The sequence below is a fragment of the Paenibacillus sp. FSL W8-0426 genome, assembly GCF_037969725.1.
Lineage (GTDB): Bacteria > Bacillota > Bacilli > Paenibacillales > Paenibacillaceae > Paenibacillus > Paenibacillus hubeiensis.
This window is the reverse complement of sequence record NZ_CP150203.1, coordinates 6,469,313-6,482,014: the sequence shown is the minus strand read 5'-3', so window position 1 is coordinate 6,482,014 and position 12,702 is coordinate 6,469,313. Positions and strand designations below refer to the sequence as shown.

Here is a 12,702-nt window from a genome sequence, read left to right as displayed (position 1 = left end):
AGTCAAATTTTATTGTTTGCTGCGTGCATTCTCGGACGACAAATGTTCGGTGCGAAGCTGCTTGCGCATGAAGGCTTGCACGGTGATCGCCGCACCAATGAGTGCGAGGTTGAACCAAAAGACGGCGTACAGCGATCCGGCTTCCGCCAGCAGCGCTGCAATCAACGGAGAGACGATGGAGCCGATCTCTGCGGCCGAGACGATTTTGCCGATGGCTTCACTGCGGCCAGTCTCCGGAATATGATCGCCGATGTGCGCGAAAAAGGAGTCCATATAACATGCCCCGCCGACTCCGCCGATCAGCATGCCGAGATATACCCAGACATACGACGATGTCGTCAGGAACACAGCGACCTCCACCCCGATGAACAGCATGCCCAGCATGCAGAGCAGCAGGCGGTCTCCCATGCGATCCGAGAGATAACCTGCCAGCGGCGCTGCGGCCAAGGTTGAAATGCCTACGACCGTAAAGGCCAGGCTGATGGAGAAGGAGTTCCATTGCATGATATGGGTCGCATAGAGTGCAAAATAGGTCAAGAAGACGGCATATGCGCTCATTTCCAGAAAATGCACCAGGCTATAACCGAACAGCTGCTGGCTGGGTGTAAGCTCGCCGCGGAGTCCAGCCCGGTTGGCACTTTCATCGGTTTCCGTAAAGGAGGCAGGGGACGGGGAAGCGGCGGCGGGTAGCATCGCAGCGTCCACTTTGGACGATGATCCGGCGTCAGCCTTAGAACTTGTTGTTGTGTTGCGTATAGCCATGGCCGCAAGCATGGCGACCAGGCAGCAAACCGTGACCAGCCAAAAGGGCACGGAAGGCGGGAAATGCAGCGCCAGCCAGCCGCTGACGACCGGGCCGAGCACCATGCCGCCACCCTCGCTGCTGCTGATATAGCCATTGTACAGCCCGCGATTGTGCTCGCTGCCGCCATCACCGATGATCGAACGCACCGTGACGGTAAGCCCGGTAGAAGCAAGCCCTTGCAGCAGCCGCAGCAGGCCGAGCAGCAGGGCCGAGGAGGCCATGGCGAAGCCGGCCATGCAGAGCGCGAGCATCAGCAGCATGAGGATGAGCGACGTTTTGCCTCCCGTTTTTCGATACAACCCGGCAGCGGGCATGCCTCCGATGACTTTCCCGACATAAAACATGGCAAAGATGATTCCCATCGTCCAGCTGGACAACCCCAATCCATCAATAAACAGCGGAAACAGGGGGAGAATCATGAATCCTCCCATCTGGCTGAGAAAACAGACCACGATTAATAACGGCAAATTACGGCGAAGATCCATAGGTGCCTCCTTTCCGCAGTACGGAAATTCACTCCATGCGTTCAGACCGTTTCCTTGCACACATATTTACATATCCCCGACATCATATGCGTCGATCGGCCAAATCAGAATACTGGCATCAACGGCGCGGTCGAGATCGGTTTTGAAATGGTTCCCATCGTTTCGATTGTGGTATACTGGTGCTATAAGAACCGTAGCAGCATAAAACATCCGCGATGCGGGAACATCGCGGATGTTGACAAAGTCGGCCGGTGGGCAACCACGGCGAGATTTCGACACTTCACTGAAAAACCACCGGGTGGGGCTCCAACCTATTGCCGGTGGTTTTTCTTGACTTTGCGTGTTTTCTTCCGCGGACCGATTAACGTTTGCAAACCGGCCGAAATACCGACCAGTTTGAGCAGCACGTCCAGCATTTTCACCAAAAGATCAAGCGACACAGCGTCACCCCCTCTCAGGGCATCTTCGCCGTGACGTAGTACCACCGGATGCTTTGTCCCATTCATTATACCATATTATACCTTTTGGGAACGCATGTTCGATTCTGTTTTTGGAATTATTTTTGGAACTCCTATGGTCCGTATGCTAGTCGATCCATTAGGGCAGTCCGTGCCGGAATGCCTTTCCAATCCTAAGAAAATGGGGTAAATTAACCTTATTCGAAACATGGCTGAACCAAAGTCGTGTATAATGGATAAGGTTTCTTAGGGTAAACCTCAAGATTAAGGGGGCGATGCGAGACATGTCAGAACAACAACCGATTATCCGGTTCGAACGGGTGACTCAACAGTACGACGACGATGATGCCGTATTGAAGGGAGTCAGCTTCGAGATCGAACGGGGTAAATTCTATACGCTGCTCGGCCCTTCGGGCTGCGGCAAAACGACGATTCTAAGGCTGATTGCGGGCTTTGCGCAACCGACGCAGGGCAATATTTACTTCAATGGTGCCTTGATCAACCATATCCCTGCGCATCAGCGACAGGTGAATACCGTTTTTCAGGATTATGCGTTATTTCCGCATCTGAACGTATTCGAGAACGTGGCCTTCGGCTTGCGCATCAAAAAAATGAAAACGGCTGAAATTCGCAGCAAAGTGTTGGAAGCTTTGAAATTCGTCAACCTGTCCGGTTATGAAAACCGGGAGATCGGAGAAATGTCGGGCGGTCAGCGCCAGCGCGTGGCCATCGCCCGCGCGATCGTGAACGAGCCGGAAATTTTGCTGCTGGACGAGCCGCTTTCGGCATTGGACCTGAAGCTGCGCACCGAGATGCAGTACGAACTGCGCGAGCTGCAGCAGCGGCTCGGGATCACGTTCATTTTCGTCACACATGATCAGGAAGAGGCGCTGGCGATGTCGGACGAGATTTTTGTCCTGAACGGGGGACTCATCCAGCAGAGCGGCACGCCGAACGACATTTACGACGAGCCGATCAATCGCTTCGTGGCCGACTTCATCGGGGAGTCGAATATCGTGGCTGGCCGGATGAAGCAGGACTTCGTGGTTGAATTTGCGGGCGCACAGTATGAATGCGTTGACCAAGGGCTGCAGCCGGACGAACCTGTCGAAATCGTCATTCGTCCGGAAGATCTGGAGATTACGACCGAGGAACAGGGCAAGCTGAAGGTGCGCGTGGATTCGCAGCTGTTCCGCGGCGTGCATTACGAAATTTCCAGCTATGACGACGCCGGCAACGAGTGGCTTGTGCATTCGACGAAAAAGGCTACGGTGGGAGAACGAATCGGATTGTATTTTGATCCGGAGGCCATTCACGTCATGCGCCTGAACGAGACGGAAGAAGAGTTCGACAAACGCCTGGAATCCTACCAGGAGGCAACCCATGCAGACTAAGGCGAGCACGCGCAATGCGTATCTGATTCCCTATGTCATATGGATGGTATTGTTCGTCGTTGCCCCGGTGCTGCTCGTGGTGTATTACTCGTTCTTCGACGTTGAAGGGAATTTTACGCTCGGCAACTATGCCGAATTTTTTACGCCAGTGTACATGAAGATGACGCTCAGCTCGTTCTGGTACGCGTTTTTGATCACCGTGTTCTCTTTGCTGGTATCCTATCCGACGGCTTACCTGCTGACACGGACCAAGCACAAGCAGTTATGGCTGCTGCTGATCATTCTGCCGAGCTGGATCAACCTGCTGCTCAAGGCATATGCCTTTATCGGCCTGTTCGGAACATACGGGCTGACCAATTCCCTGCTTGAAGTGGTCGGCATCGGCACACAGCAAATTTTGTTTACCGACTTCAGTTTCATATTCGTGTCGGTCTACATTTTTATTCCGTTCATGATTTTGCCGATCTTCAATGCGCTGGAAGAAATGAATCCGTCGCTGATCTATGCGGCCCGCGATCTGGGGGCTTCGTCCTGGCTGACGTTCCGCCGGGTCATCTTTCCCCTGACGCTGAGCGGCGTGAAATCCGGCTGCCAAGCCGTCTTCATTCCGGCGTTGTCCCTGTTTATGATCACTCGTCTGATCGCGGGGAATCGGGTCATTACGCTGGGGACGGCGATCGAGCAGCATTTTCTCGTCACCCAGGATTGGGGCATGGGTTCGACGATTGCCGTCTTTTTGATCATTGCGATGGCAGTCATCATGTTTCTGACCGGATCTGGCAGGAAGGAGGTGCGCGGTGGGAAGAAACGGAAAGCTGTCTAACCTGTATTTGACGATCGTGTTTCTGATTTTGTACGCACCGATTGCATATCTGATTTTCTATTCATTCAACAGCGGCGGGCATATGCGGAACTTCGAGGGTTTCACCCTGGAGTGGTACCGGGAAGTGTTCGCAGATACGCGGCTGCTGATCATCGTGCTGAACACGTTCATCATCGCGTTGTTGTCCTCGGCGATTTCAACGATTCTCGGCATTGCCGGAGCGCTGGCGATCTATCATGTACGTCGCAAACGGACGAAAAATACGTTGCTCTCGCTGAACAACGTGCTGATCGTTAGTCCGGACGTCATTATCGGCGCATCGTTCCTGATCCTGTTCACCATGATCGGCATCAAGCTGGGATTCACTTCGGTCCTGCTCTCGCACATTGCGTTCAGCGTGCCGATCGTGGTCATCATGGTACTGCCGAAGCTGCAGGAGATGAGCCCAACGCTGATGGACGCGGCACGTGACCTCGGCGCGGGCTCGTGGCAGGTGCTGACGCGAGTGGTGCTGCCTTACGTGAAACCAGGCATTTTCGCCGGATTTTTCATGGCGCTGACTTACTCGCTGGATGACTTTGCTGTTACGTTCTTTGTGACGGGCAACGGTTATTCCACGCTTTCGGTGGAGATTTACTCCAGGGCGAGACAAGGGGTATCCCTGTCCATCAATGCGCTGTCCACATTGCTGTTCCTGTTGACGGTGCTGCTGGTGATCGGGTATTACTTCATTAACCGCCGCGCCGCGAAAACGCCTGCCGGAAGGGGGCTGCGCCCATGAAACAGCTGGTACGGACGTTTGCGCTGGTATTCATTGCGGCCTTTGCCTTTATGATCCTGGCATCTTACTTGAACCGAAGCCAGGGGTATTCCGGCGGCAACACGTTGACGATCTATAACTGGGGCGATTATATCGATCCCGATCTGTTGACCGAATTTGAAGAGGAAACGGGCATCAAGGTCATCTACCAGACCTTCGATTCCAATGAGGCGATGCTGACGAAGATCGAGCAGGGAGGAACCACCTTCGACGTGGCGATCCCTTCCGAATATGCGATCAGTAAAATGAAGGAAGAAAACCTGCTTGTCCCGCTCGATCACAACAAGCTGCCCAATCTCAAATTCATCGATCCCCGGTTCCTTAACCTGTCGTTCGATGAGGATAATCGCTATTCCATCCCGTACTTCTGGGGAACGGTCGGCATCGTGTACAATCCCGAGTTGGTCGATGGGCTGACGTTTAACAGCTGGAACGATCTGTGGGATTCCCGGCTCAAAAACCAGATTTTGCTGCTCGACGGTGCTCGTGAGGTCATCGGCATGGGCTTGAACAGCCTGGGGTACTCCTTGAACGACACCAATGAGGACCACTTGCAGCAGGCTCTGGCCAAATTGTCCACCTTAACGCCGAACGTGCGGGCGATTGTCGGAGACGAGATCAAAATGCTGCTTGCCAATGAAGAGGCGGCCGTAGGCCTCGTGTGGTCGGGAGACGCTTCCGAAATCATGGACGAAAACGACAAGCTGGATTACGTGGTGCCTGAAGAAGGCTCGAACTTGTGGTTCGACAACATGGTTATTCCGAAGACAGCCCGCAACATCGACGGGGCACACCAGTTCATCAACTTTATGCTTGATCCCGAGAATGCGGCCCGCAACGCCGAGTATGTCGGTTATTCCACGCCGAATGCCGAGGCCTTGAAGCTGCTGCCAGAGGACATTTCCGGGGATGAGCGCTTCTATCCGGACGAGACGCTGACGGGCAAGCTGGAAGTATACGATAATCTGGGCAAAAAAATGCTGTCCCACTACAACGACTTGTTCCTTGAGTTTAAAATGCACAGCAAATAAAGGCGCGTCTGCCCGCTTCGCGGTCAAATCGCACCTTATGCCATGAAAAACCCCCGTTTGCCGGGCACATGACGTGCCTGGGCGAACGGGGGTTTTTGCGTTGCAATAGTCGTTCGTGCATCGATTGCACGCAGCCATGGTACGCTCTCCGTACCTTTTACATCCGTTTTTTGCTGCGGCCGAGAATAAACCATGAACCCAGCACGATAAGTCCGATTGCCACGAATGGCTGAATGAAGGACAGACTGCTGAGCATATTGCCTAGCGACATCACTGCAAAGAACAGCAAGGACAGCACCAGCAGGATGTTGATCGGAATAAGCAGCCAGCGATTGCGGCCGCCGAACCAGTACAGCTCGAACAGACCGACTGCAGCGGCCAGGATGAAACCCGGCCACATCGTGCCCCAGTTGCCGAACAGCATGGCGATCTGGCTGACGATACCCGCGGTTAACAGAATCCCGCCCGGAACGAGCAGGCCGACCCCCCTGCCGATCATGGAGAAGTAGAGCCAGTGAAAGAACAGTCCTAGCGGGATAACAAACAAGGTGGGCCAGAAGGTGGCGAAAATGGTGCCTGGGCCGAGGGAACCTCCCTGGTTAAGCATCAGGTAGACGCCCAGCAAAATCAGCACGGGCGCCAGAATAGCGCGTTTAGACATACGATCTCTCCTCTGCATCGTGGGATCAATGATCTGGTTGGTCACGGATTCCTCTGTTTCATTACATACAGCATACCATGAGCTGGAAAATGCGATCCTCGGTCTGTGGAGTTAAAATGAACCTAGACCAAAGTCTAGGTTCTTCGTTCATCTTGTATGTCTGCCGCATTTAATTTTGTGTTAAGGCTCTACGATCTCGGCTTGTTTTTTGCCCCAGGTGTTCACGCCGTCATCTTCGATGATCGAGATGGCCGCATCCGCGATATCGGGATCGGTCATCAGCTTCTCCTGAATCCGGAATTTGATGTCGTCGGCATCGGCCAGCGTCAGCCCTTTGGTCAGCTCGATCAGACCTTCGACATGATAGTAGCGGCCTTCCTGAATGATGCGCATCATTTGAATATCCGCAACATGGGAATCGGCCAGGATCGTCCGGGTTACTTTGTCCTCAACGTCTTGCGGGGCGGCCACGCCGATGAGCCCGATCATGTTGTCAAATCCGACGCGGAAGGCCACGGCAATCATAAGGCAGCCGATCAGCGTCGTGACGATGCCGTCGAGCAAGGCGAAATTCGTCAGTGCAATAACTACCACCGAGATGAGCGCCAGCGTTGCGCCCAAAACGGCTACCACGTCCTCATAAAATACAAGGCGAGTAGGCGGGGCGGCGCGTCCCACGTTTTTGATCGCTGCGGGAACGAGTCCGAGACCGCTGGTTTTCGGCGCGCGCGCCTCCACCAGAATCTCTTTCATCGCTTTGATGAGAATGGCTCCATCGATCAGGATGTTGAGCAGAAGCACGCCGATGTTGATCCACAGTCCGCCCGAGTGGCCTGCCGGGTGCTGCAGCAGATGAATGCCCTCATGGATGGTCTCGTACGCCATAATGGTCACCACGATGACGGCGATCATGCAGAAAATGTTGATGACCCGCCCGAATCCGGTCGGGAAGCGGCGCGTCGGCTGTTTCTCGGACAATACGCTCCCGACAAACACGAACCCTTGGTTAATGGCGTCTGCAAGCGAGTGCATGGCCGAGGCAAACATCGCTCCGCTTCCGCTGAGCAGGAACGCTCCTCCTTTGCAGAGGGCAAGCACCGCATTACCTGCCATCGCCGTCGCCGAGGAGGTGTTTCCTTTTTTGACGAGAGACATCAGGCTCTCCGATTTCGGTTGTTCAACCACGTTGAATGTTCCTCCCAATAATGTATTAGATGGCAAAAGGCAGTGCGCTTGGTTAAAGCATGTGCATTTCCACTAAATGTTATTATAGCGTGCTTTACTTAAGGCAGCATTATGCAAAAAAGGTCATATCCGACCGATCTGCTAACCATCAATACACTAAATGAGCTGTCTCTGAAACAAACAAGTTTAGTCGAATTTCCAGCAGGAAAGGCTTAGATTGCCATATTGGTATGCTCTGAACAGCAGAGAAGCCTGTCGATTGCGATCTCCTGCACCCATCGCCAGCAGGAGCGGCACGAAATGCTCCGGCGTAGGTACCGCCGCATGAGCGAATGGAGCAATCGTGTCATAGGCAAAGAGTGCTCCGGTGTTCCAAGCGGAGACGTTTTCTTGCAGCCAGTCATCGAATTCCATGGCCCATGCGTCCACGCCGTTGCTTTCCCAGTTCAATCGGCGAAGGTTGTGAACGGTTCCGCCGCTGCCGATCACGAGCACGTCCTGCTCGCGGAGCGCACCCAGCGCCTGGCCGATTTTGTATTGCTCTTCATTGGACAAGTATCGGTTCACCGACAGGGCCACGACCGGAATGTCGGCATCCGGATAGAGCAGGCGGAGCACGACCCAGGCACCATGATCAAGTCCACGGATTTCATCTGTTTTCGCTTCGATGCCTGCTTTGGCAAATAAATGCAGGACATCTTTGGTCGTTTCGGCATGTCCTTGGGCAGGATATTTGATCTGGTACAGTTCGGGCTGGAAACCGCCGAAATCATAGATCGTGTCATGCCGGGCTACTGAAGATACAAGCTGTGTTCCGGATTCCCAGTGTGCCGAGAAGAGCACGATGGCTTTGGGTCTGGGGAGTTGTCCGGCAAGGTCTTGCAGAAATTCGGTATATGCGTTGTCCTCCAGTGCAAGGGAAGGCGCGCCATGGGCGATAAACAAGGAAGGCATCATCGTGCATTCAGTCCTTTCGTACCTTTATAAAGTTCACCAATAGAAAACAAACATCTTTATTTATGAACGAAATGTAGCATGATCGCATTGTTGGGTCAACATATTTTTTGTATTATGAAAATATGTTACGTATAGGGAATCCTTAATCCTTATGCCAATAATAAAGCCGGCTGGCTCGATCCAGCTCTGTATCGCCATCTTGATCAGAGGAGTGAAGCGAATGCTGAAAGGAATAGTGCCCATTCTTCGTATATTTGATGAGGAGCAGGCCAGATCGTTCTACGTAGAGTATTTAGGTTTCAAGGTGGATTGGGAACATCGCTTCGAAGAGGATCTGCCGTTGTACATGCAGGTATCGCTGGATGGCATCGTGCTTCATTTGTCCGGGCATTACGGAGATTGCACCCCGGGAGCTGCCGTGCGCATCGAAACGACGGATTTGGATGGATTATGCGAGTCTTTGAACCGGCAAAAGCACAAGCATTCCAGACCGGGTATTACGGAGACGCCTTGGGGCCTCAGGGAAATGGAAGTGATTGATCCATCCGGCAACCGGATTGTTTTCTATCAGCAGGATAACGGGTAAGCGAGTCAGGCACTGAAAGTAGGGAGGAACAAGCAGCGACATGGATATTGGCAAAACGATTCGTACGATCCGCAAGCAGAAGCAAATCACGATCATGCAGCTGTGCGAAGGAACAGGGTTATCCAAAGGTTTCATCAGCAACGTGGAAAACAACAAAACCTCGCCGTCCATAGCAACGCTTGAGAGCATTGCGGATTATCTGGACGTGCCGCTGCCGTATTTGCTGCTCACGCCCGAGCAGCGGATGAACGTGGTGCGAAAAAACGAGCGAAAAGAGACGACTGCGGGGGACGGGCAAGTCAAAGTGCAGCACCTGACGGCCAAAGGAGCGATGCGCATGTCCCTCGTGGAGCTGCCGCCGGGAGCCTCGACCGGGATGAGCAAACATGCGGGGGAAGAAAGCCATCTCGTGCTGCAGGGCACGATTCGTGCCGAGCAGGGAGAGGACGGGGAAACGCTGGAGGCGGGCGATTCGTTCAGCTGGAATGCGGTCGTGCCGCACGAGGTCACGAATGTTGGCGCAGAGACTGCGGTGATCCTGATCGCCGTGTCCAAGGAACTGGATCTGGATCGGCTCGGGGAGCATTAAGGTAGGAGCGCGTGAAGCGCTGATATGCGGCCTTCAAACGATGCTTGATAACGTAGCGGACTGTCCCGCTGCTCTTTCTAGCTGATTTTACGCATCAACATCAAACACAAAAACCACAGGTACCGCGTACCCGTGGTTTTTGTGTTATCCAAATGAAGTCGGGAGCAATTCTTCCTCCGACAATGCAACGTCCAGAAATGACCGGAACTGCCGCTTATTGCGGGTTGGTCGTCCAGATGCCGGCCGCTTTGACGAAAACGCGATCCGACAGCTTGAGGGTGGCCAAGGCCAGCTCGGCTACGTCCTCCGGCTGCATCATGCGGTCTTCGTCGCCGATTTTCAACCCTGCATTGCTGGCCAGCTCGGTATTCACCGTGCTTGGCGTCAGGGCGGTTACCCGGATGTTCGATTTGCGGACTTCCTGCATCAGCGATTCGGTCATGCCGAGCAGCGCGAATTTGGATGCGCAATAGGCCGAACCTGTTGCGAAGCCGCGTTCGCCCGCAGTGGAAGCGATATTGATGATGCTTCCGCTGCTTTGCTTGATCATGCTAGGCAAAGCTGCGCGTGTAACGTAGTATGTACCCATCACGTTGACGTGCAGGATGCGTTCCCACTCTTCAGGATCCATATCGAGCAGCGTGCCGAAGCTGGCGATGCCCGCATTGTTGATCAGGATGTCCACGGCGCCAAGCTCGGTTTCGATGGCAGCAACGGCCGCCTCGGCTTGCGTGCGATCGGAAATGTCGGCCACCGCGATGATGACCTTCACGCCATGCGTCTCGCTCAAGGATTGCTGCAGAGCTTCCAGGTCGGATGCCGTGCGGGCGATGAGCCCGAGGTGAACGCCTTCTTTGGCTAGAGACTCCGCGATGGCGCGTCCGATGCCTTTGCCTGCGCCGGTGATGATAGCTGTTTTGTTTTTCAATTCCATGCAGGAATCCTCCTTTAAAATTGGACTGGCCTTTGATTATACTATATTACCCAAGGATCGGAAATTCGCTTCGTCACCAGCCCAATTCCATTCGGAGAAGCTTTATTGGGTAATTTTGATATTACCTGAGGTCGTACGAACCTTAATTACGTCGCTGCTCGTCATTGGTGAGTCGGGCGTGGTGATGTCCCCCGAGGTGGCCCGAGTGTCGTATACGCCGGCAAAATCGGCTGCGGCCTGAATGCGGACGTCGCCGGATTGGCCCGATACGTCGATCGACCCTGCCGTCGCCTGTTCAATGTCGACGTTGCCTGAAGTGAATTGAACGTTAGCCGTCCCATGGAGATCGGTTACACGGGTGTCGCCGGATTGGATGGAGCTATGCAGATCGCCGGTCAAACCTTCAATCCGCAAACTGCCCGATGTCTGGGATACGTCCACGTCGCCCTGGATCCCGGATGCCTTGATATCTCCCGAGGTCAGGTCGAGCCGAATGTTCGGCGCATGGATGTCCTTGAGGCCGACGCTTCCTGACGTATTGTCCAGCTCAAGCGTTTGGGCGTTTAGCCCTTGCAATTCGATATCGCTGGAGGAAGAGCTGATTTTGACTTCGTTTAAATGGTGTCCCGCAGGCAGGGCAACGGTCATCGTTGATTTCAAATCCTCCCAGTAGAGGTTGAAAAATTGGAAACTTGCCTGCTCCGTATCGGAAAGAACGAAGGTCCCATTCGATAATGCAGCCTTCTTGAAGCTTTCGACGGTGGCTGGATCCCATTTTCCATTAACTTCGATATAGCCGTTTGCATCGGGGCTTTCGATAAACCGGATACCCCCGTCAAAATGGGCATCCAGGATCAGGCGCTGCAGCTGGTCGTTCTGAAATTCCCAGCGTTTCGAGTATGCCTCCCGCTGATCTCCGAACTGAAATCCGTATACCGAGGTACCGATGATTCCGATGAGGATGAATACAAGCGCAGCAGTAACCCATTTTTTGACCGTCATGGATTAAGCCCCTCCTTTCCATGTCTTAAGGTTCCAGCGGATGTACCCGGCTGTTGTGGCGGCAAATCCGTTGAACAACCATTTGGCTGCCAGCGCAAACAACATGCCTATGCCGCATACGCCAACGGCTACGAAAATTTCGGCCATCTCCAGATGATTGAAATAAACGAAGTCGACTGCTGCAGCGATGGGAGCCAGCATAAGCAGTGACAGGCTGGCAATAGCCAGCCAGATGGACCAAAGGGTGGCGCCGAGAGGAATGCCGAGAATGAGATTCAGAAAAATCAGTCCGATGCCTGTAAAAAGGGTGCGTGCCGCGCTGCTGCTCTGATGTCGGGCCGGCGATCCGTAAGGCGGGGGTGGATAGTCAAAATGATCAAAGCCTGGCGCTGACGGCGCGGCCGCATAACGGTCGCCCAGCGCCTCACGCGCGAGTTCCTCGGGCTGACCGAGTTCGAACACGATCGTTTCTTCGGCTTTTCCTTCCTGAAGCCCCTGCTCGAAATGCTGGTCATAGTCCGATAACAGTTCATTGCGTTCCGACGGATCCATCGGCCTTAAATGAAATTCCATCGCCTGCATAAATTGTTGTCTATTCATTCAGGTTCCCTTCTTCCAATAGATTTGACACATTGCGCACGAATTCGTTCCATTCGCTCGAGAGCGTCCTCATGTAGTCGCGTCCTGCATCGGACAGCTTATAATATTTCCGGGGCGGACCTTCACTCGATTCCTGCAGATAAGTGGTGCAGTAGCCTTCGTTGACGAGTCTGCGCAATAGCGGGTATAACGCGCCTTCAGCTACTTCAATATGTCTGGAGACCGCCTGTGCCAGTTCGTAGCCGTAACGGTCCTGCCGATGAATCAGCACCAGGACGCACAGTTCCAGAACTCCCTTTTTGAACTGGATGTTCACGTTCACGCAGGTCCCTCCTTGAATTCGATGTTTTTTTACTATTGTGTAATGTTCAG

Annotated in this window: 15 protein-coding genes; 6 read left to right on the top strand and 9 right to left on the bottom strand. The window is 53.7% G+C overall.

Translation table 11 applies throughout. From position 1 onward, the window contains the following. Window positions 1–9: 9 nt before the first annotated feature. Together MKY59_RS29300 and MKY59_RS29295 are read right to left on the bottom strand one after the other, a co-directional pair. Window positions 10–1,290, bottom strand: a complete 1,281-nt coding sequence (locus tag MKY59_RS29300; RefSeq protein WP_339275084.1) for an MFS transporter — start codon at window positions 1,288–1,290, stop codon at window positions 10–12. 311 nt (window positions 1,291–1,601) lie between these two features. Next, window positions 1,602–1,730 carry a hypothetical protein gene (locus MKY59_RS29295; protein WP_290371416.1) on the bottom strand — a complete coding sequence of 43 codons (129 nt, stop codon included), beginning with the start codon at window positions 1,728–1,730 and terminating at the stop codon, window positions 1,602–1,604. Between the two features lie 302 nt (window positions 1,731–2,032). On the opposite strand from MKY59_RS29295, the gene MKY59_RS29290 reads away from it, so the two are divergent. From MKY59_RS29290 to MKY59_RS29275, 4 genes are read left to right on the top strand one after another with little or no spacing between them, the layout of a single operon-like run. Continuing rightward, a complete protein-coding gene (locus MKY59_RS29290; protein ID WP_236413218.1) occupies window positions 2,033–3,142 on the top strand; it encodes an ABC transporter ATP-binding protein in 1,110 nt (369 codons plus the stop codon). Beyond that, entirely contained in the window at window positions 3,132–3,965 is an 834-nt protein-coding gene (locus MKY59_RS29285) for an ABC transporter permease (RefSeq protein ID WP_236413216.1), read from the top strand. Before MKY59_RS29290 ends, MKY59_RS29285 begins: the two co-directional genes overlap by 11 nt. Continuing rightward, window positions 3,940–4,746 carry an ABC transporter permease gene (locus MKY59_RS29280; protein ID WP_236413215.1) on the top strand — a complete coding sequence of 269 codons (807 nt, stop codon included), beginning with the start codon at window positions 3,940–3,942 and terminating at the stop codon, window positions 4,744–4,746. Before MKY59_RS29285 ends, MKY59_RS29280 begins: the two co-directional genes overlap by 26 nt. Continuing rightward, on the top strand, window positions 4,743–5,816 hold the full coding sequence (locus MKY59_RS29275; protein WP_339275083.1) for an ABC transporter substrate-binding protein: 1,074 nt from the start codon (window positions 4,743–4,745) through the stop codon (window positions 5,814–5,816). Before MKY59_RS29280 ends, MKY59_RS29275 begins: the two co-directional genes overlap by 4 nt. 157 nt (window positions 5,817–5,973) lie before the next feature. On the opposite strand, the gene MKY59_RS29270 is transcribed toward MKY59_RS29275, so the two are convergent. The 3 genes from MKY59_RS29270 to MKY59_RS29260 all read right to left on the bottom strand — a co-directional run bounded on the left by MKY59_RS29270 (window position 5,974) and on the right by MKY59_RS29260 (window position 8,619). Continuing rightward, complete coding sequence (locus tag MKY59_RS29270; RefSeq protein ID WP_236413213.1) at window positions 5,974–6,477, bottom strand: hypothetical protein; 504 nt, start codon at window positions 6,475–6,477, stop codon at window positions 5,974–5,976. Between the two features lie 180 nt (window positions 6,478–6,657). Further along, window positions 6,658–7,662: a cation diffusion facilitator family transporter gene (locus MKY59_RS29265; RefSeq protein ID WP_236413212.1), complete on the bottom strand. Its 1,005-nt coding sequence runs from the start codon at window positions 7,660–7,662 to the stop codon at window positions 6,658–6,660. A gap of 186 nt (window positions 7,663–7,848) precedes the next feature. Beyond that, window positions 7,849–8,619, bottom strand: a complete 771-nt coding sequence (locus MKY59_RS29260; protein WP_339275080.1) for a class III extradiol ring-cleavage dioxygenase — start codon at window positions 8,617–8,619, stop codon at window positions 7,849–7,851. A 220-nt stretch (window positions 8,620–8,839) separates the two neighbouring features. Here MKY59_RS29260 and MKY59_RS29255 point away from each other — a divergent pair, with 220 nt between their 5' ends. Both MKY59_RS29255 and MKY59_RS29250 read left to right on the top strand, forming a co-directional pair. Continuing rightward, on the top strand, window positions 8,840–9,205 hold the full coding sequence (locus tag MKY59_RS29255; RefSeq protein ID WP_339275078.1) for a glyoxalase superfamily protein: 366 nt from the start codon (window positions 8,840–8,842) through the stop codon (window positions 9,203–9,205). A 40-nt stretch (window positions 9,206–9,245) separates the two neighbouring features. After that, on the top strand, window positions 9,246–9,794 hold the full coding sequence (locus MKY59_RS29250; RefSeq protein ID WP_339275077.1) for a cupin domain-containing protein: 549 nt from the start codon (window positions 9,246–9,248) through the stop codon (window positions 9,792–9,794). 214 nt (window positions 9,795–10,008) lie between these two features. Here MKY59_RS29250 and MKY59_RS29245 read toward each other — a convergent pair whose 3' ends face one another. From MKY59_RS29245 to MKY59_RS29230, 4 genes are all read right to left on the bottom strand, one after another. Continuing rightward, the gene (locus MKY59_RS29245; protein ID WP_339275076.1) at window positions 10,009–10,728 is read right to left on the bottom strand and encodes a 3-ketoacyl-ACP reductase; all 720 of its coding nucleotides are present in this window, start codon (window positions 10,726–10,728) and stop codon (window positions 10,009–10,011) included. A gap of 102 nt (window positions 10,729–10,830) precedes the next feature. Beyond that, a complete protein-coding gene (locus MKY59_RS29240; protein ID WP_236413206.1) occupies window positions 10,831–11,730 on the bottom strand; it encodes a DUF4097 family beta strand repeat-containing protein in 900 nt (299 codons plus the stop codon). Window positions 11,731–11,733: 3 nt separating this feature from the next. Beyond that, on the bottom strand, window positions 11,734–12,330 hold the full coding sequence (locus MKY59_RS29235; RefSeq protein ID WP_339275074.1) for a DUF1700 domain-containing protein: 597 nt from the start codon (window positions 12,328–12,330) through the stop codon (window positions 11,734–11,736). Further along, entirely contained in the window at window positions 12,323–12,652 is a 330-nt protein-coding gene (locus MKY59_RS29230) for a PadR family transcriptional regulator (protein ID WP_339275072.1), read from the bottom strand. The genes MKY59_RS29235 and MKY59_RS29230 overlap by 8 nt, the downstream gene beginning before the upstream one ends. Between the last annotated feature and the right edge of the window lie 50 nt (window positions 12,653–12,702).